General features: G+C 63.0%; 18 protein-coding genes and 1 tRNA gene. 6 read left to right on the top strand and 13 right to left on the bottom strand.

The window, feature by feature from the left end; genetic code table 11:
• From rpsA to aroA, 4 genes are all read right to left on the bottom strand, one after another.
• Positions 1-1,380, bottom strand: a 1,380-nt coding sequence (gene rpsA, locus BGO16_RS01480; RefSeq protein ID WP_292616558.1) for a 30S ribosomal protein S1, incomplete at its 3' end; no start/stop codon positions are given.
• A gap of 356 nt (positions 1,381-1,736) precedes the next feature.
• Positions 1,737-2,450 (bottom strand): FkbM family methyltransferase, encoded by a 714-nt coding sequence (locus tag BGO16_RS01475; protein ID WP_292616556.1) that lies wholly within the window; start codon positions 2,448-2,450, stop codon positions 1,737-1,739.
• 37 nt (positions 2,451-2,487) lie between these two features.
• Entirely contained in the window at positions 2,488-3,126 is a 639-nt protein-coding gene (cmk, locus tag BGO16_RS01470) for a (d)CMP kinase (RefSeq protein ID WP_292616553.1), read from the bottom strand.
• Positions 3,123-4,469, bottom strand: a complete 1,347-nt coding sequence (gene aroA / locus BGO16_RS01465) for a 3-phosphoshikimate 1-carboxyvinyltransferase (RefSeq protein ID WP_292616551.1) — start codon at positions 4,467-4,469, stop codon at positions 3,123-3,125. Before aroA ends, cmk begins: the two co-directional genes overlap by 4 nt.
• A gap of 148 nt (positions 4,470-4,617) precedes the next feature.
• On the opposite strand from aroA, the gene BGO16_RS01460 reads away from it, so the two are divergent.
• From BGO16_RS01460 to ilvD, 6 genes are all read left to right on the top strand, one after another.
• Positions 4,618-5,037: a TIGR02300 family protein gene (locus BGO16_RS01460; protein ID WP_292616548.1), complete on the top strand. Its 420-nt coding sequence runs from the start codon at positions 4,618-4,620 to the stop codon at positions 5,035-5,037.
• 182 nt (positions 5,038-5,219) lie between these two features.
• A tRNA-Ala gene (locus BGO16_RS01455) sits at positions 5,220-5,295 on the top strand.
• Positions 5,296-5,401: 106 nt separating this feature from the next.
• Entirely contained in the window at positions 5,402-6,184 is a 783-nt protein-coding gene (locus tag BGO16_RS01450; protein ID WP_292616546.1) for a hypothetical protein, read from the top strand.
• Positions 6,185-6,497: 313 nt separating this feature from the next.
• The gene (locus BGO16_RS01445; protein ID WP_292610452.1) at positions 6,498-6,923 is read left to right on the top strand and encodes an Hsp20 family protein; all 426 of its coding nucleotides are present in this window, start codon (positions 6,498-6,500) and stop codon (positions 6,921-6,923) included.
• A gap of 95 nt (positions 6,924-7,018) precedes the next feature.
• The gene (locus BGO16_RS01440; protein ID WP_292616544.1) at positions 7,019-7,285 is read left to right on the top strand and encodes a DUF1150 domain-containing protein; all 267 of its coding nucleotides are present in this window, start codon (positions 7,019-7,021) and stop codon (positions 7,283-7,285) included.
• 215 nt (positions 7,286-7,500) lie between these two features.
• Positions 7,501-9,345 carry a dihydroxy-acid dehydratase gene (gene ilvD, locus BGO16_RS01435; protein ID WP_292616542.1) on the top strand — a complete coding sequence of 615 codons (1,845 nt, stop codon included), beginning with the start codon at positions 7,501-7,503 and terminating at the stop codon, positions 9,343-9,345.
• A gap of 84 nt (positions 9,346-9,429) precedes the next feature.
• Here ilvD and BGO16_RS01430 read toward each other — a convergent pair whose 3' ends face one another.
• The 9 genes from BGO16_RS01430 to exbB form a co-directional block, all read right to left on the bottom strand.
• Positions 9,430-10,161 (bottom strand): ABC transporter ATP-binding protein, encoded by a 732-nt coding sequence (locus BGO16_RS01430; RefSeq protein WP_292616540.1) that lies wholly within the window; start codon positions 10,159-10,161, stop codon positions 9,430-9,432.
• Complete coding sequence (locus BGO16_RS01425) at positions 10,158-10,892, bottom strand: ABC transporter ATP-binding protein (protein WP_292616537.1); 735 nt, start codon at positions 10,890-10,892, stop codon at positions 10,158-10,160. Before BGO16_RS01425 ends, BGO16_RS01430 begins: the two co-directional genes overlap by 4 nt.
• Positions 10,889-11,818 (bottom strand): branched-chain amino acid ABC transporter permease, encoded by a 930-nt coding sequence (locus BGO16_RS01420; RefSeq protein ID WP_292616561.1) that lies wholly within the window; start codon positions 11,816-11,818, stop codon positions 10,889-10,891. Before BGO16_RS01420 ends, BGO16_RS01425 begins: the two co-directional genes overlap by 4 nt.
• Positions 11,819-11,832: 14 nt before the next feature.
• Positions 11,833-12,696 carry a branched-chain amino acid ABC transporter permease gene (locus tag BGO16_RS01415; RefSeq protein WP_292616535.1) on the bottom strand — a complete coding sequence of 288 codons (864 nt, stop codon included), beginning with the start codon at positions 12,694-12,696 and terminating at the stop codon, positions 11,833-11,835.
• 258 nt (positions 12,697-12,954) lie between these two features.
• On the bottom strand, positions 12,955-14,175 hold the full coding sequence (locus BGO16_RS01410; RefSeq protein WP_292616533.1) for an amino acid ABC transporter substrate-binding protein: 1,221 nt from the start codon (positions 14,173-14,175) through the stop codon (positions 12,955-12,957).
• A 306-nt stretch (positions 14,176-14,481) separates the two neighbouring features.
• A complete protein-coding gene (locus tag BGO16_RS01405; protein ID WP_292616531.1) occupies positions 14,482-16,893 on the bottom strand; it encodes a preprotein translocase subunit SecA in 2,412 nt (803 codons plus the stop codon).
• The gene (locus BGO16_RS01400) at positions 16,890-17,642 is read right to left on the bottom strand and encodes an energy transducer TonB (RefSeq protein ID WP_292616530.1); all 753 of its coding nucleotides are present in this window, start codon (positions 17,640-17,642) and stop codon (positions 16,890-16,892) included. The genes BGO16_RS01405 and BGO16_RS01400 overlap by 4 nt, the downstream gene beginning before the upstream one ends.
• On the bottom strand, positions 17,639-18,091 hold the full coding sequence (gene exbD / locus BGO16_RS01395; protein ID WP_292616528.1) for a TonB system transport protein ExbD: 453 nt from the start codon (positions 18,089-18,091) through the stop codon (positions 17,639-17,641). The genes BGO16_RS01400 and exbD overlap by 4 nt, the downstream gene beginning before the upstream one ends.
• 5 nt (positions 18,092-18,096) lie before the next feature.
• Positions 18,097-19,140 carry a tonB-system energizer ExbB gene (gene exbB / locus BGO16_RS01390; protein ID WP_292616526.1) on the bottom strand — a complete coding sequence of 348 codons (1,044 nt, stop codon included), beginning with the start codon at positions 19,138-19,140 and terminating at the stop codon, positions 18,097-18,099.
• Between the last annotated feature and the right edge of the window lie 97 nt (positions 19,141-19,237).

Below are 19,237 nucleotides of genomic sequence, written 5' to 3'. Positions count from 1 at the left end.
CGCGCCCTTCTTGACGTCGCCCGGCTCGGCGAACGGGTCGCCTTCGAGCTGCTTGACGCCGAGCGAGATGCGCTCCTTTTCGACGTCGACGTCGAGCACGACGGCCTTGACCATGTCGCCGCGCTTGAAGTTGTCGATGACCTGTTCGCCCGGCACCTTCCAGTCGAGATCGGAGAGGTGAACCATGCCGTCGACATCGCCCTCCAGGCCCAGGAACAGGCCGAACTCGGTCTTGTTCTTGACCTCGCCCTCAACGGTGGAGCCGACCGGGTGCTTCTCGACGAACGCTTCCCAGGGATTGCGCATGGTCTGCTTGAGGCCGAGCGAAATCCGGCGCTTGACGGAATCGACCTCCAGCACCTGCACCTCGACTTCCTGTGAGGTCGAGACGATCTTGCCGGGGTGCATGTTCTTCTTGGTCCACGACATTTCCGAGACGTGGATCAGGCCCTCGATGCCTGGCTCCAGTTCGACGAACGCGCCGTAGTCGGTGATGTTGGTGACGCGGCCGGTGAAGCGGGCGCCCAGCGGATACTTCGCCTCGATGCCCTGCCACGGATCGTCCAGAAGCTGCTTCATGCCGAGCGAAATGCGGTGGGTCTCGTGGTTGATCTTGATGATCTTGACCTTCACCGTCTGGCCGATGGTCAGCACCTCGGTCGGATGATTGACGCGGCGCCAGGCGATATCGGTGACGTGCAGGAGGCCGTCGATGCCGCCGAGATCAACGAATGCGCCGTAGTCGGTGATGTTCTTGACCACGCCGTCGATCACCTGACCCTCTTCGAGGTTCTGCACCAGTTCCTGGCGCTGCTCGGCGCGGGTTTCTTCGAGCACCGTGCGGCGGGAGACGACGATGTTGCCGCGGCGGCGATCCATCTTGAGGATCTGGAACGGCTGGGTGTTGTTCATCAGCGGACCGACGTCGCGGATCGGGCGGATGTCCACCTGCGAGCGCGGCAGGAAGGCGACCGCGCCGTCGAGATCGACCGTGAAGCCGCCCTTGACCTGATTGAAGATGACGCCGTGTACCTTCTCGTTGTTCTGAAACGCCTTTTCCAGCTTGCCCCAGCTTTCCTCGCGGCGCGCCTTGTCGCGCGACAGCACGGCCTCGCCGAGCGCGTTTTCGATGCGGTCGAGGAACACCTCGACTTCGTCGCCGACCTTCAGGGTGCTTTCGCGGCCGGGGCCGGAGAATTCGCGCAGCGCCACGCGGCCTTCGGTCTTGAGGCCGACGTCGATGACGGCCATGTCCTTCTCAATCGCGACCACCTTGCCCTTGATAACGGAGCTTTCCTGCAGGCTGCCGCCGGCAAAGGACTCGTCGAGCATTGCGGCGAAATCGTCACGGGACGGGTTGTAGGTATCAGTCGAAGCCATTTGTTCTCCAAGCGGGATGACATGCCGGCGGTTCGGGTTCACGGGCGTTTCGTGCGGGAAAGGTCAGGGGTCCGCAATCCTGACGACCGTCGTGCGGGAATATGCAACGACGGGCCGGCAGCAGCCTTCACGTTCGAAACGATGATGTGGTCCGGAGCCTTTGGCGATCGATCGAAAAAGATCGGCGTTCAAGACCAGAGCGGGGCGTTCCTCCAATGACGGCGGGGCTTGAAACCCCGGCCGGCCCGCTCGGGCGGCCTCGACACTATCGGCGGCGACCCGGACGCTGTGGGTATAACCTCAAAAGCAATAGCAAACAAGGGAGCTTCGGGTGGATGCGGGTCTCGCGATGCGCTTCAGCTCCGCGGTCGAAACAGGAAATTATTGCAATAATCCGCCTTGTCCCAAAAACGCGGGCTGCCCTGGCTTTGGTGGATATCCGCATTAAAGGCAGACAGCGGACGTACGCCATCCGGGGAGAAGAAATAACCTTCGTAACCGCATTCTGCGAGAAACGCGAAGACATCCTCGACCGATCCGTGCGGGAGGTGCCTGTTCTCGCATTCAAAGACCAGCAACGGCCGGGATTCACTCAGGATACGCCGTGCACCTTGAAAGATAGCCAGTTCCGCGCCTTCGGCGTCGACCTTCAGCAGCGAGACGCGTTTTTCGTGCGGAAGATAATCGTCGAGCGCGACGACCGGGACCTGTAACCGCGTTCTGTCCGACCTGTCTGTCGTGGCAACCAGCGATGCTCCGGGCGAATTGGGCGCGGGGACAAACAGGTCGAGCGCGCCGGTCTCCGACCACAGCGCCTTCTGCTCGATGACGACATTGTGCGAGGGAATGGTCTGGCGCAGATAGGCCGCAAGTGATGGCTGCGGCTCGAATGCCAGGACGCGCCCGGAATTTCCGACCCAGCGCGAGAGCCAATAGGTGTAGTTGCCTTTGTGGGCGCCCACATCGCACACGGTGTCGCCAGGCCTGATGTGGTCACGGATGATTGACAACTCGGCGCGCTGATCGCGCCACCGTGCCTTGAACGCGCGCCATAGAAATCGCGCCTGCATCACCGCTTCCCGGTGACCGACAGGGTTCGGCGGGCGGTCATTTGTGAAGCCGGGCGACTTTCATCGCCTCGACGATGGCGATCGCGGCCATAAGGCCAGCCTCGATATCGAGGTTGGAATTGTCGAGCACATGGGCATCCGCGGCCGCTCTCAGCGGCGCGACGGGCCTGTTGCGATCCCGCTCGTCGCGCTTGAGGATGTCTGCCAGAACCACCGCCTCATCGACGTCCTCGCCGCGCGAGCGCGCCTCCAGCGTGCGCCGGCGCGCCCGCACCACCGGATCGGCCACCACGAAAATCTTCACGTCGGCGTTGGGGCAGATTACGGTGCCGATGTCGCGGCCGTCGAGCACCGCGCCGGGCGGTTCGGCGGCGAACTGGCGCTGAAAGGTCAGAAGCGCCTCTCGCACCCCTGGAAATGCCGACACCACCGACGCCGCCTCGCCGATCGCCCGGGTTTTCAGGGCCGGATGGCCGAATTTTTCCGGGTCGAGTTCGTGCGCGGCCGCCACCGCGCGCGCTTCATCGGCCGGGTCCGCGCCCGCGTCGATCAGGGCTTTTGCGACCGCCCGATATATAACCCCGGTGTCGAGATGACGAAAGTGATAATGCGCGGCAAGGCGCTTGCCGAGCGTGCCCTTTCCCGAAGCCGCAGGTCCGTCGATGGCGATGATCATGCGAACTCCGCCCCCAGTTGTTGCATCATCGGAATGAAATCCGGAAAACTGGTGGCGATGAAGGCGGTGTCGTCGACCTTGACCGGCGCGTCCGCCGCGCAGCCCATCACCAGCGCCGACATCGCGATGCGGTGATCCATGTGGGTGGCGACAAGGCCGCCGCCCGGCACATGGCCGCGTCCCTCGACGATCAGATCGTCACCATCGATCTCGACCTTGACGCCGTTGACGCGCAGCATGGCAGCGGTCGCTTCCAGGCGATCGGATTCCTTGACGCGCAATTCCTGCAGGCCGCGCATCACGGTGCTGCCTTCGGCAAACGCGGCAGCGACCGCGAGCACGAGATATTCGTCGATCATCGACGGCGCTCGCGCGGCCGGCACCTCGATGCCGCGCAGCCTTGAGGCGCGCACCCGCAGTTGCGCCATCGGCTCGCCGGCGTCGCTGCGAGTCTCGCTTTCCTCAATCGAGGCGCCCATCTCGCGCAGCGTTGCGAACAGCCCGGTTCGCAGCGGGTTGGTCATCACGTCGGTCAGAATGATGTCGGAGCCCGGGGTGATCAGCGCGGCGACGATCGGAAACGCCGCCGACGACGGATCGGCCGGCACCACGACGTCGGAACCGCGCAGTTCGGGCTGCCCGGTCAGCGAGATTTTGCGCCCGTGTGCGCCATCCGGCACGGAAACAATGCTCGCGCCAAAATGCTTCAGCATCAGTTCGGTGTGGTCGCGGCTGGCCTCGTTCTCGATGACGGTGGTGATGCCCGGGGCCGACAATCCCGCCAGCAGCACCGCCGACTTGATCTGCGCCGAGGCGACCGGCGTGCGGTAGACGATCGGCAGCGGATCGCGCGCGCCAGCCAGCGTCAGGGGAAGGCGGCCGCCGTCGCTTTGCGAGATCACCCGCGCGCCCATCAATTCCAGCGGATCGAGGATGCGCCGCATTGGCCGCGAGCGCAGCGAACTGTCGCCATCGAAGGTCGCGGTGATCGGACAACCGGCCACCGCGCCCATCACGAGACGGCATCCGGTGCCGGAATTGCCGAAATCGAGCGGGGCTGCCGGCGTCGCGAACCCGCCGGTTCCCGCGCCGCGCACCGACCAGACGATAGCGCCTTTTTCGTCCATGCGCTCGACCCTGGCCCCTACTGCCCGCATCGCTTTGGCGGTGTTGAGCACGTCCTGGCCTTCGAGAAGGCCCGAGATCCGGGTTTCTCCGACCGCCAGCGCGCCGAGAATCAGCGACCGGTGGGAGATCGACTTGTCGCCGGGCACCCGGACGCGGCCGGTCAGGGACTGGCATTTTCGCGCTTCGAGCGGCGTCGGCTGGCCGGAATGAGTCAAGATTGCGGGTTCCTGTTGTGGGGTGGCTGGTATCACGGGGTCGCCGGCGCGTCACGCCTGTTGGCACGTCTGCAAAGCGCTATTGACAGGGCCGTCGCAACTAGCCAAGTGAAGCTCCGCTTTTCAAGAATATCCCGGGATTCCACACGTGGCCAAATCCGAGCTCGGAACCAAGCGCATTTGCCCGACCACCGGCAAGAAGTTCTACGACCTGAACAAGAATCCGGTGATCTCGCCCTATACCGGCGAGGTCGTCCCGATCGTCGTTGCGCCGGTGCGGACCCGCGGCGAGGCTGCGCGCGCCGCCGCTGCCGCGGCTTCCGCGTCCGATACGGCGCCGGAGCCGGCGGAGGCCGAAGAACTGGTTTCGCTGGAGGAGGCCGATGCCGAGGAGAACACCGGCAAGGTCAAGAAGGCCGTCGTCCCGGAATCGGAGGATGATATCGAGATCGACGACACTCTCGACGATGACGAGGATGACGATTCCACCTTCATTGCCGATGAGGAAGAGGGCGACGAGGACGTGACCGACATCATCGGCGACGTCGGCGACGACGAGGAGACTTGAGATCGGTCCTGAACTGTGGTCAGGGTCTTTAAGACCGCGTTGCCCTGATTTGGTGCGGACCGGTCTGGAGCGGGATGAGGAAAAGCGCGGTACGGTTTTCTACCAGCATCCCGCTTGTCAAATATCGGAATCGATCACGTTCATGATCCTGGCTCGAATCGATCCAGAATCATCGTGATCTTGGGGCCATAGCTCAGCTGGGAGAGCGCTTGCATGGCATGCAAGAGGTCGGCGGTTCGATCCCGCCTGGCTCCACCAACGCCCGCGATCGCGCGTTTGGCGGCTCTGCCGCCGACGAAACGTAAAGTTGTGCCGATTGAGTGGCCGCGACCCAACCATCAATAGAGGACAGGAGTGAACCGTCATGGATGCATACAGCATGACGAATTCCCTGATCACCCACGTCATCGGTGCGATCGATGCCGCCCCGGCCTATGAGAAGCCCTTCTATCATCTGCAGCTCAAAGAGGTTTTTCCTGGTGGCATCTATGCTGAGATGATGGAGGCGCTGCCGGGTGCCAACCATTACCGGGCGCTGCCGGGTCGCAACAATGAGAACTTGCGCGATGACGGCTCCTCGACACGCGTCAAGATCGACCTGTTCCCCGAATACATCCGTCACCTGCCGGCGGCCAAGCGCCGGGTTTGGGAACTCGTCGGCGACGCGTTGCGCTCTCCCGGAGTATGCGCGGCGTTCATGCGCAGGCTTGCGCCGGCCCTGGAACGGAGATTCGGCGCTAGGCACGGCGGCGTCGGCATGTATCCGATCCCGGTGCTCACTCGCGACATTCCGGGCTATTGCATTACGCCCCACACCGACACGCGATGGAAAGGCATCACTGTCCAGCTCTATCTGCCGCGCGACGAAGCGCACCCCGATATCGGCACGATCTTTCATGGTCGTGCCGCCGATGGAAGCTTCACCCGCGATACGCAGATGCGCTTTGGTCCCAACTCGGGCTACGCCTTCGCGGTTGGTGACGATAGCTGGCATTCGGCCGATCCGGTGCCGAATGACGTGGTGACGCGGGATTCGATCCTGCTGACCTATTTCGTCGATGCCGGAGTCCTCCGATTCCTCCGCAACCGTGGCAAGCGGGTTGGGAACTTCGTGCTCAACGAGGTGCGCTACGTCACCCGCCGGTAAGGGGTGCGGGAACGGTTGCGACTACAAAACGGTCACGATGCCCGAAACATGCCTTATTCAGTTTCGCACTGTTTGCGCGTTGCGGTGCGGGACGATCTTGCATTTGTTCGGCGTGGGCGATCGCGAGCGGCTTAATTCCTGACCCGATTTCAAAGCGTTGGCCGCAGGGCCGGGTATCTTGAACGCACGCAAATCATCGCCATATTCGGCTTGACCGGCTGGGAGGCTGGTCAAAACGGGGGTGCCGCAAGGGCCCCAATGCATGATCCTCCAAGGTCGTGTGTGTCAAAGTCGCTTCGAGAGGACTTTGTGAATGTCTCGTGTTCCTTCGTTGTCCAGTCCGTTCCTTCTGGGATTCGACGAGATCGAGCGTGCGCTCGACCGCGTCGTCAAAGGCGCCGACGGCTATCCTCCCTACAACATCGAGCGGTGCGACCGTAACAACGGCGAACCTGAACGCTTGCGGATCACGCTGGCGGTGGCGGGGTTCACCCGCGACCAACTCGATGTGACCATTGAGGAAAATCAGCTTGTGATTCGGGGCCGGCAGCAGGAGGATAAGGCCCGGCAATACATCCACCGCGGCATTGCCGCGCGCCACTTCCAGCGCACCTTCGTGCTGGCGGAGGGGATGTTGGTGCTGGGCGCGGACCTGAAAAACGGGCTATTGTCCATCGATCTGGCCAGGCCGGAACCTGAAAGGGTCGTTAAGACAATCGCGATCAATGAACACGAATAATGCATGGCCCGGACAAGTAAGACCGGTGAAAACCATGTTTCCGGGTGCAACGAGTAGCGGACTCGACCGCTTAGTCTATAGAAGGAGTCGAGACCATGAGTGAAGTGAGTTCCACATTCCGGCCCGAAAGCGTCTCGATCGAGGCGCTGGCGCAGCTCGGCGAAGGCCATATCGCCTATGTGAAGCAGGTCCGTTCCGAGGATGTGCCGGATCTGTTTCCCCAGGCCCCGAAAATCGCGCCCGGCCTCATGCTGTTCGCGCTGCATGCCGCCGACGGCACGCCGATCATGCTGACCGATTCGCGCGAGGCCGCGGTCGCGAGCGCCTGGAGCAACGAGCTGCAGGCCGTCAGCGTGCATTAGCGCGTATTCCGCAAAAGTGGATACCGGTTTTGCGATCAGAATACGCGCAAGTATCGATTGAGGCGCGCCAAGATTGATCCCGCGCCAAGCCAGCGCGGAGCAACGAGTTAGCGGAAAGCGGCGGCGCGGGGAGCGCGGCCGCTTTTCTGTTTGCGGCCTCCGGCGGCGCGGCTGTATGGTCCCGCCAAACTGTTGAACGTCTGGGAAAAAAACCCATGCCTGCCTATCGCTCCCGAACCTCCACCCACGGCCGCAACATGGCCGGCGCTCGCGGCCTGTGGCGCGCCACCGGCATGAAGAACGAGGACTTCGGCAAGCCGATCATCGCCGTGGTCAACTCCTTCACCCAGTTCGTGCCCGGCCATGTCCACCTCAAGGATCTCGGCCAGCTTGTGGCACGCGAGATCGAGAAGGCCGGCGGCGTCGCCAAGGAGTTCAACACCATCGCGGTCGATGACGGCATCGCCATGGGCCACGACGGCATGCTCTACAGCCTGCCTTCGCGCGAGATCATCGCCGACAGCGTCGAATACATGGTCAATGCGCATTGCGCCGATGCCATGGTCTGCATCTCCAATTGCGACAAGATCACGCCCGGCATGCTGATGGCGTCGCTGCGCCTCAACATTCCATCGGTGTTCGTCTCCGGCGGGCCGATGGAATCCGGCAAGGTCAACCTCAACGGCAAGGTGAAGTCGATTGATTTGATCGACGCCATGGTCGCCGCCGCCGACGACAAGGTGAGCGACGCCGAGGTCGAGGTGCTCGAACGCTCGGCGTGTCCGACTTGCGGCTCATGCTCGGGCATGTTCACCGCCAATTCGATGAACTGCCTGACCGAAGCGCTCGGCCTCGCGCTGCCCGGCAACGGTTCGGTGCTCGCTACCCATGCCGACCGCAAGGGCCTGTTCATCGAGGCCGGTCACCTGATCGTCGATCTGGCGCGGCGCTATTACGAGCAGGATGACGAGCGCGCGCTGCCGCGTTCGATCGCGAGTTTCAGGGCGTTCGAGAATGCGATGACGCTCGATATCTCGATGGGCGGCTCCACCAACACCGTGCTGCACCTGCTCGCTGCCGCCTATGAGGGCAAGGTGCCGTTCACCATGAAGGACATCGACCGGCTGTCGCGGCGGGTTCCGGTGCTGTGCAAGGTCGCGCCGTCGGTGCCCGACGTGCATCTCGAAGACGTGCATCGCGCTGGCGGCATCATGGGCATTCTCGGCGAACTCGACCGCGCCGGGTTGATCGACGCCAGCCTGCCCACGGTTCACAGCGCGTCGCTGAAGGATGCGCTGGAACGCTGGGACATCAGGCGGACGAAAAGCGACAGCGTGCGCAATTTCTATCTGGCTGCGCCGGGCGGCGTGCGCACCGAAGTCGCGTTCAGCCAGGACAGGCGATTCGAGGAGCTCGACGCCGACCGCGCCGGAGGCTGCATCCGCGACGCCGAGCACGCCTTCTCGAAGGACGGCGGCCTCGCTGTGCTCTACGGCAACATCGCGCGTGACGGCTGCATCGTGAAGACCGCCGGCGTCGACGACAGTATTTTGAAGTTTTCCGGCCCCGCGCGCATCTTCGAAAGCCAGGACGCCGCGGTGGAGGCCATTCTCACCAACAGGATCAAGGCAGGCGACGTCGTCGTCATCCGTTACGAAGGCCCGCGCGGCGGCCCCGGCATGCAGGAGATGCTGTATCCGACCAGCTATCTGAAATCGAAAGGTCTCGGCAAGCAGTGCGCGCTGATCACCGACGGCCGCTTCTCCGGCGGCACCGCCGGCCTGTCGGTCGGCCACGCTTCGCCTGAGGCGGCGGAGGGCGGCGCGATCGGCCTGGTCGAGGAAGGCGATACGATCGAGTTCGATATTCCGGGCCGCAAGGTTCATCTTGCAGTCGATGATGCCGAGATCGAGCGCCGCCGTGCCGCGATGGAGGCGAAGGGCGACACGGCATGGAAGCCGGCCGCGCCGCGCAAGCGCCGCATCACGATGGCGCTCAAGGCCTACGCCGCCCACGCCACCAGCGCCGCGCTCGGCGCCGTGCGGGTGGTCGGTGATTGAGAAGTCGCTCTGATCGCGTGTCGTCCCCATCAATGGTTGCGACACCACAATCCTTGCCACGATTTCTTGCGACCAGACGGCTGATCAAAGTCCGAGATAGGCGCGCCGTACCTCGGGATCGTCGATGAGTTGTTTGGCAGGGCCGCTGTGAACGATGCGGCCGGTTTCCATCACGTAACCCCGATCGGCCGTTGACAGCGCGAGATTGACATCCTGTTCGACCAGCAGAACGGTCACGCCTTCGTCGCGGATCGTCGACAGGACGCCCATCAACTGTTCGACGATGACGGGCGCCAGTCCTAGGCTCATCTCGTCGATCATCAGCAGGACCGGCGCCGCCATCAGGCCCCGCGCCATGGCGCACATCTGCTGCTCGCCGCCCGACATGCTTCCCGCGAGTTGCTGCCGCCGCTCTGACAGGCGCGGAAACATCGCATACATCCGATCGAGGTCGCGCGCGACGGCGGCCTTGTCGGTTCGTCTGTAAGCGCCCATCAGCAGGTTGTCCTGCACGCTCATGCGGTCGAACAACTGGCGGCCTTCCGGAACCTGGACCAGCCCGGCGGCAAAGACCTGGTCGGAGGTCATCGGCAGCAGATCATGGCCGTTCATGACGATGCCGCCGGTTGCGGGCAGCACGCGTGACAGCGTGCGCAGCAAGGTTGTCTTGCCCGCGCCGTTGCTGCCGACCAGCGCCACGATCTCCGCCGGATAGATCGTGAGGGCGATGTCTTGCAGGACCGGCATTCCGCCATAGCCCGCGCCGACCGCGCGAACGTCAAGCAGAGGCTCCCTGACCGCCGGTTTCGCGCTCATATCCGCCTCTTGCCGAGATACGCCTCGACGACGGTCTGGTTTGCCAGCACGCTGTCGGGTTCGCCGTCGGCAATCTTTTCGCCATGGTGCAAGACCAGCAGCCGATCCGACAGGCTCTTGATCGCCTTGATGACGTGCTCGATGACGAGAACGCTGATGCCCGCGTCGCGCACCTTGCGGATCACCGCGATCACCTCGTCGATCTCGACCAGGTTCAGTCCGGCCATGACTTCGTCGCAGAGCAGGACCTTCGGCTGCATCGCAAGGGCCTTTGCCAGTTCCAGCCGCTTGCGGCCGGGACCACCCAATTCGTCCGCGCGCTGATCGACGAATTTGCCGAGCCCGACGAATTCCAGTTGGGCGCGCGCCTGCTCGCGGGCTTTCGCCAGCTTGGCGTGTCCTCCTCCGTGACCGAACAGCGCGCCGACGGCGACATTGTCCAGCACCGACAGTCCGGGAAACGGCCGCATGATCTGGAACGTGCGCCCGATGCCGAGCCGGGCGCGGCGGTAGGCGGGCATGCCGGCGAGAGACTGTCCTTCGAAAAGAACGTCGCCGGACGTCGGCGCAAGCGTGCCGCTGATCAGGCTGATGAGCGTGGTTTTTCCCGCGCCATTCGGCCCGATTACTCCGAGGATTTCGCGCGGCTGCAACAGAAAACTGACGTCGTTGACCGCGATCAGGCCGGCGAAGCGGCGGGTCACGTTCCTGATTTCGAGCGCCGGGGTCATAGCCGATGGGTCCGGATGTTTTCGGCGAAATATCGCCATCCGGTCTTGCGGAATCGCCGCAGCATGTCCGCCAGACCGCGCGGCATGATGACGACCGCGACCACGACGACGATGCCGAAGAAAAGACTGGCAAGGCTGGTGATCTCGCTCGACAGAAACTCTGAGATCGCCGAGAGCGAAAGTGCGCCGACCACCGGTCCCAGAACCGTTCCGGGCCCGCCGAAGACCGCCATGATGATCATCTTGACGTTCAGGCTGATGTCGAATGCGCTTTCCGGATCGATGAACGTGACCCAATAGGCATGAATGCCCCCGGCCAGCGCACTGAAAACACCGGACAGAGCGAACGCCATCGTCTTGTATAACGTCGTGTTGACGCCCATCACTTCCGCGCCTTCTTCGTTTTCGCGGATCGCGATCAATCCAAAACCGAAGCGGCTGCGCGTCAGCCAGAAAACCGTCAGCGTCGCCAGCACCAGAAGCCCAAGCGACAGTTCGTAGAAAAGACGATCATTGTTGAGCGGCGGCAAAACAAGCCCGATATTCTGGCCCGCCAGTTCCACGTTGGAGACGATCGCGGTCATGACCTGAGCGAGCGCCAGGGTCGCAATTGCGAAGTAATGCCCTCTGAGCCGCAGAACCGGGATCCCGAGGAGAACGGCGAAGGTGACCGCAAGCACCACGCCGAACACCAGGCCGACGGCGAATGGCAAGTGCCACTGCGCCATCGCGATGCCCACGCCGTAGCTGCCGAGCCCGTAGAACACCGAATTGCCGAAGGACGCATAGCCGGTATAACCGCCGATGATGTTCCAGCCCTGCGCCAGAACGGCAAGCAGCAGGGCGTTGATTCCGAACTGGATCAGGACGTCCGATCCGAACCACGGCACCGCCGCGAGCACGGCGAACGCCGCCAGGACGAGCATGATGCGGAGGGCCTTCACGCTGCTTTCCCGAGCAGGCCGGTCGGTCGCACGATCAGGACCAGCACCAGTACGCCGAAACTCGCGACGTCGGCGTAAGTCGGGCCGATATAAAGCGCGGTCAGCGATTCGAGGATTCCCAGGAACAGGCCTCCGACAATCACGCCGAGCGGATTATCCAACCCGCCGATAATCGAGATGGCGAATGATTTCGCGGTCAACCCCGCGCCGATATAGGGATTGATCTGCGATACCGTTCCGTAGAGGCCACCGGCCGCGCCGGCCAGCGCAATCCCGATACCGAAAGTCACTGCGTAGAGGTGGCGAGGCTCGACGCCGTAGAGGCGCGCCGCCACGAGGTTCTGCGCGGTGGCGCGGATGGCGCGTCCGAGCCGCGTGTGCAGCAGGAACAGCCACATCCCGACCGTCAGCGCGATTGCGACGCCGAAGGCCATAAGCCGCGCCAGCGGCAGGACCACCGGCCCCAGCACGATGCTGTCGCCGGCATAGGTGGGATTGATGGTGCGAAAATCGGCCGAGAAGGCAAGCTGCGCGAGATAGGTCAGCACCACCTCCAGTCCGAAGGTTATCAGGAGTGTATTGAACATCGGCGCGCGAACGATCAGATTCAAAATGCCGCGCTGGACGCCGTACCCGATCGCGAACATCACCGCCGCGGTGATCGGCAGTCCCAGAAACGGATCGATATGGGCGTAGGTGAAGAGATACAGGGACACATAGGCGCCGAGCATGATGAATGCGCCGTGCGCCAGGTTGACGATGTTCAACACGCCCCAGACCAGCGCGAGGCCGAGCGCCATCATGGCGTACAACCCGCCCAGAAGGATGCCGTTGATGAGAACTTGCCCGAGCAGATCCAAGGTCGTTCCCAGCCCTCTTTAATATTCAACCCGCATTTTGTTATTCCGCCACGGGTTGTTCGCGATTCGCGCTAGTGTCTGATCCAACGACGCTAAATTTGACTCTAGCCTGACCCTTCTAATTGAGCATGATTTCATCCAAAAACCGGTTTGGATCATGCTCCAGAGTCTTTCATATGGAAACGGTGGAAGACTCTGGGCTCTTGATTTGACGCGGTTTCTTCACGCGAACCGGATTCCACTTTGCTCGAAAACGCTCTAGCGCGCGTTCCAGGCCGGCATCGGATATTTTGGCGGCGCAACTTTGCCGTGGACACCATAGATCGGGACCAGCGCGTCGCCCTGAACCTGAATGACGGTCTGCGGCAGGTCGATCTGGCCATTATTGTCGAACGCGATCCGTCCGTAAAGGCTCTCGAAATCCACCTTCGCCAAGGCATCCCGCACCTTGGCCGGATCGATCGTGCCCGCATCTTCCATGGCCTTGACCAATGCCTCGACATCGGCCGCGCCGGACGCAGCGTGATAGTCCGGATCATAGCCGAACTTCGCCTTGAAGGCCGAAGCGAATTGCGCAGCGTCGCCGAACCAGCGATCCTTGAGGTCGGCGGACGGCAGCCAGGCCGTCATGCCGAAAGCATAGTCGGCGTCTTTGCCGAGCGCCTTGCGGAAGTCCTCGCTGGGAACGCCCACCGTGAAGGAATACATCTTGGGGGCAACCGCAAGACTCTTGGCCTGCCGCACGAAATTCAGAATCTCGGTTTCATGGCCCGCCACCAGCACCGCATCGACGTTCTTGCTCTTGATCTGCGAAAGCAGCGAGTTGAAGTCCGTGGCGTTGGTGCTGTAGCGCTCGTCCATGGCAATGGTGAATCCCGCCGCTTTCAATTTGGGCCGTGTACCCTCCGCCACCGAGACGTCGAAGGCATCGTCGGCATAGAGCAGCGCGACCGTTTTCGGGGGCGGATCGAGTTCTTTCATCATCTCAATCGTCGAGCCGAAATAGTTGCTGGCTGGCGCCAGCGTTCCAAAAATATACTTGAAATTGCGCGCGAAGATCTGATCCGACGCCCCGCCGCCCTGGACCATCGGAATCTTGTACTTCTCTGACACGGCCGAATCCGCCAGCGCGAAATTGCTTGCGAACGGCCCCAGCAGAAAATTCACGTTATCCCGTGAAACCAGTTGGGTGTACTGACGCACGCTCAAATTGACGTCCGACTGGTTGTCATAAATCTTGAGCGCGAGCTTGTATGTCTCGTCGCCGATCTTGACACCGCCGGCTTCGTTGATCTTGTCGACAGCGAGTTGATAGGCGTCACGATAATACCGGCCGGTATTGGCCACCGGTCCCGTCAACTGGACGGACGCACCCAGGACAATGTCCTTCGCCAGAGCCGGACCGGACGACATGGCACCGAGCGTCATCGCAACGGCAGCAGCGGCCAGGGTGGCCGGCAAACCGGAAAATTTCAGCATGTGACGAACCTCCTCATCTTCGATGCCCGTTTCCCGGGTCTTGTATTTGCTCGCGGTCGATTGCCCGGCGGGATGCTGCTGGGAGGATGTCCCGGAGACCCATACAACCAATGCGCTAGCACTTTGGTTCCAACCTCCGATGACGGCCGGATCTGCGTTGCGCTGTGGCCCGCGACGCCGGCGAGATGCGCGGTCTCGCGCATCTCGATACCCTCGGGGCGCCTTGCGCCGGCGTCAAGTAAGGCTTTCGTCGATACCGCCGCGGGGAGGGAGCGCGTGGGCCCGGCTCGACGAGGCGGTCGGCCATTACGCCGGAAGGATGCCCGCCCGCATGGCATAGGCGGTCACGTCGCGGCGGAAATCGGCGATCATCCGTTCGAACAGCGCGAACGCTTCAAGCTGAAATTCAGCGACGACCTTGTGCGGCGGGAGCCGGCGATCCCCGATCCGGCGCTTGAGATGATCCAGCCGGTCCGATTGCTCCGACCAGAGGTGATCGATCAGCGCCATCATCACCCGGCGAAGGATATCGACAAACATGGATTCGCCCATGCGGGCGATCTTGCCGTCGATCCAGCGGTCCGCCATGGCGCGTATATGCTGTGCGAGAGCTTGCGCAGCCGCCTCGGGATCGGCGGATGGAGGATTGATATCGACGGCGAGCGTCAGGACGGACCGGACAGCGTGATCCAGTCCGGCGATGTCCCATGGCGCGACCGGCGTCGCGAAGCGGTCGATCAGATCGTCGATGGTTTCATGGCGCAGGCGCGCCGCCAATGTCAGCGTGTCGTTGCCGTCGCGGATATTGCGGCGCAGATCGTAAATATTGTCGCGCTGGCGCTGGATGATCGCGTCGAATCGCAGCAGTCCGAGACGTCGATCGAAGCTGCGGATTTCATGTCGCTTCTGCGCCGCGCGGGTCAGGCGGCTTGCGACTGCAGGCGCGATGGGTGCGTTCTGGTCAGGTCGTGGCACGCTGATCGCGGCGTTGGCCAAAAATTCATCATCCAGCGCGGCATGGAAGACGGAGCGCCCGGGATCGCCCTGCCGGCCGGCGCGGCCGCGCAACTGTTCGTCCATTCGTCCGTGATCATGATGGGTCGTGCCGATTACCAGCAGCCCGCCCGCGGCAATCACCCGCGCGCGGGTGGCTTCGTCCGCATGTTCGCCGCCAAGCCGGATGTCGGTGCCGCGACCGGCCATCGCGGTGGCGATGGTCACCGCGCCGGGAGCGCCAGCTTCGGCGATGATCTGGGCCTCGCGGGCATGATGTTTGGCGTTGAGCAGAGCGAAGGTGCGCGTTGTGGCGTTGCGCTCCGTCCGCTCGTGACGCTGCCGCCAGCCATTGGCTTCGAGCATCGCCGCCAGCGCTTCCGACCGTTCGATGGTTGGCGCGCCGATCAGCACGGGCTGGCCGCGCGCGGCCGCATCTTCCAAATCCCGCAGGACCGCACGCATTTTGTCGGCGGCAGTGGCGTGAAGCAGGGTTTCGTCGATGCGGATCATCGGGCGGTGGGTCGGGATGGAAATCACATCGAGCCCATAGATCGCGTTGTATTCCTCGGCGTCCGCCTTCGCCGTGCCGGTCATGCCGGCAAGCCTGGCGTAGCGACGGAAATAGGTCTGGAACGTGATCGCCGCGAGCGTATGCGTTTCCTCGCCGATGGCGCAGCCTTCCTTGGCCTCCAGGGCCTGGTGCAATCCTTCGTCGTAGCGTCGTCCCGGCATCGGGCGGCCGGTCAGCCCGTCGACAATGGTCACGCCGCCGTTCTCGATGACGTAGTCGCGGTCGCGGACGAGCACGGCGTGAGCCCGCAGCGACTGCACGACATGGTGGAGCAGTGAGATCGATGCGATGTCATGCAGCGTCGTCGAAGCCTTCAGCAGTCCTTGTTCGCGCAGCCGCCGCTCGACTTCGCTGTATCCCGTCTCGGTCAACGCAACGCGACGCCGCGGATCGATCTCGTAATGCGAGGGCTGCAATGAGGCGATGACGGCATCGATCGCCTGGTAGAAGCCCGAGTGATCGCCAAGCGGGCCGAACAGCGCCAGCGGCATGCCAGCATCGTCGATCAGGGTGGCGTCGGCCTCGTCGACCAGTGCGAAGGCATGGCCGCGCTGGACGGTTTCCGCGGCGGAAAATTTCATGTTGTCGCGCAGATAGTCGAAGCCGAACTCGCTGGCGATCCCGTAGGTGATATCGCAACGATAGGCCTCACGCCGGCTGTCGTCGTCCATCTCCTGGGTGATGACGCCGGTGCTCAGTCCCAGCAGATCGTAAACCGGGCGCATCCAGCAGGCGTCGCGCTCGGCCAGATAGTCGTTCGGCGTGGCGACGTGGACGCCTTCGCCGGTCAGGGCATGCAGCGCGCAGACCAGCGTGGCGGTCAGCGTTTTGCCTTCGCCGGTCTTCATCTCGGCGATAAGGCCATCGTGAAGCGCGAGAGCGCCGATGATCTGCGCCGGAACGGGATGTTGGTTCAGCGCACGGCGCGAGGCTTCGCGGGCCAGTGCGAAGACTTCTTCCTTGATCTCGTCGAGGGACGTGCCGGCTCGAATCCGCCGCCGCAATTCGGCGACGCGATCGCGCAACGCGCCGTCAGACAGCCGCCGGTGGTCTGCTTCCAGACAGAGAATCCGGCGGGCCGTCGTTTCGTACCGTGTCAGTTTCCGGCGAGTGCCGAAATTCAGCGCGCGCCCAGCCAGGCGCAGGATCATCGAAACTCAAAAAGGATCGGCATCGTGAAAGCAAATTGTGTACCGCCGACGTCGTTTGGAGGCTCGGGCAACGGCTGGGCGCGTTGCAGGAGGTCGAGTGTTTCGCGATCAAGGGCGTCGGATCCGCTGCCTTTGACGATTCTGCTGGAGATGACGTGGCCCTGGCGGTCAACGACGAAGGACACCCGCGACGTGCCGGTCTCGTGACGTTTCTGGGCTTCGTGGGGATATCGCTTGCTTCGCTGCAGGTGAAGGGCCAGCTTCCGCTTCCAGCTTACGATCTGCGCCTTGCGCGAGGCCGCAGCCGTTGGCGCCGTCGTGGCTGACGCCGCAACCAGCGGGGGCGTTGCGTTCGGCGTCTTTTCCTTCTCTTCCTTCTTTTCCTCTTCCTGCTTCTTCTCAGGAGTTGTTTCCAGCGCAACGTCGGGTTCGGCGACCTGCGGAAGCGGCGGCTCCGGCTCCGGCACCTTCTCCGTCTTGACTTCCGCCTTCTCCTGAGGCGGAGGGGCCTCGTCGGTCTGCATCTGCTCTTCGCCCGGTGCCACGTCCCGCGCCTCGGCGTCACGGAAGGACTCGGTGGTAAAATCCACCTCGATTGCCGTCACGGTATCGAATGTATCGCCTTCCGCCGGCGTCATGAGCAAGGCGGCGGCGACCGCGCCATGGAGCGAGAGGATGGCAACGAAGCAGGTGCCCCAGCGCAGCAGTTCGTTTCGTGTCATCTTGCGATAGCGGTGCGGCATACTCATTGCGGAACTCCGACGGATTGCGCTCCGCCCGCGGACTCAAGTCCGACCAATGCAATCTTGAGATAGCCGGCAGCCCGCAGGTCGTTCATCAGCGTCATGACATCGCCATAGGGGACGGTCTTGTCGGCGCGAACGAACAGCCGCTTGGTCCGATCCGATGACGTGATGGCGTCGAGCGAACCGGCAAGACCGGTGCGCGGGATGGGATCGTTGCCGATGGCGAGCGTCCGGTCAGCCTTCATGGTGACGAACACCGGTTTGTCGGGGCGCGGCTGTTTGGTCGCCGTCGACGCCGGCAGGTCGACGGCAATGTCGACCGTCGCCAGCGGCGCGGCGATCATGAAGATGATCAGCAGGACCAGGATGACGTCGATGAACGGCGTCACGTTGATGTCGCTGACCTGCGTCATCTCGTCTTCGGAGGATGATTGCTGAAGCGAAACGCCCACGCGCGCTACTCCGCAGCTCGCTGATGAGGAATCAGTTCTGCGCGGTTGAGATCCCTGCTCACCATGCGCATCAGTTCCGCCGAGCCGTCTCCCAGCAAGCCGCGGTAGCTGTTAATGGATCGCGAGAACATGTTGTAGACCATTACCGCCGGGATCGCCGCGACGAGTCCCATTGCTGTCGCCAGCAGTGCCTCGGCAATGCCGGGCGCGACGACAGCGAGGTTGGTGGTCTGCGATTTCGAGATGCCGATGAAGGCGTTCATGATGCCCCAGACCGTGCCGAACAGTCCGACGAACGGCGCGGTCGATCCGATGGTGGCCAGAATGCTGGTGCCCCGGGTCATGCGCCGTGCCGCGGCCGCCTCGATACGGCTGAACAGGGAAGCGATCCGCTCCTTGACGCCGTCATGGATCATGGCGTCCTGCGAACGACGGATCTCATCGCGCGCGGCGTGGGTCAGCATCGCGATATCGCTGCCGGAGTTCTCCAGTGTTTTGTTGGCCTCTTCGAGGGAGCGCGCACCTTCCACGCTGCGGAGATCCCGCATGAGTTTGCTTCTCGCGGCGAGCAATTCGATCGTTTTGGCGAGCCAAACCGACCAGGTCACGACCGAGGCGAAGGCCAAGCCGATCATCACCGCCTTCACGATGTAGTCGGCGGCCATGAACATGCCGATGGGCGTCAGTTCATGTGGCAGAATCGGTTCGGGGGCTTCGGCCACCTCCGTTGCGGGTGGAGTCTGTTGCTCCGCCGGCGCGGGGGACGGCGCAGTCTGCTGCTCTGCGGGCGAGGCCTGAGACGCGGGCTGCGATGAAGGCTGGGCGATCTGTGGCGCGGGCGAAACTGACTGCGTGGCTGCCGGAGCTTGTCCGGAAGGAGCCGCCTCGTGCGTACCGGGCTGCGCCAGGGATTGTGCCTTAACGACATGCGGCGCGAACGAAAACGTCAAAAGAGAGACGAGCGCGATTGCAGAAGCCTTTGCGGCTCGCGTTCGCTCGTTGCGTGGTATCTTGTTGTTATTGCTAGGAAGGTTCAGAGGCAGCTTCATGTTGGCAAGCTCTATATTGATGCGCTGCTCTGGACTGGTCGCGCGGGACAAACGGATGCACAGGCATTCCAAGGTTGGTCTAGCGTCTGTATTTTTT

The sequence above is a fragment of the Nitrobacter sp. 62-23 genome (genome assembly GCF_001897285.1).
Taxonomy (GTDB): domain Bacteria; phylum Pseudomonadota; class Alphaproteobacteria; order Rhizobiales; family Xanthobacteraceae; genus Nitrobacter.
This window is presented reverse-complemented; position numbering and strand designations above follow the sequence as displayed.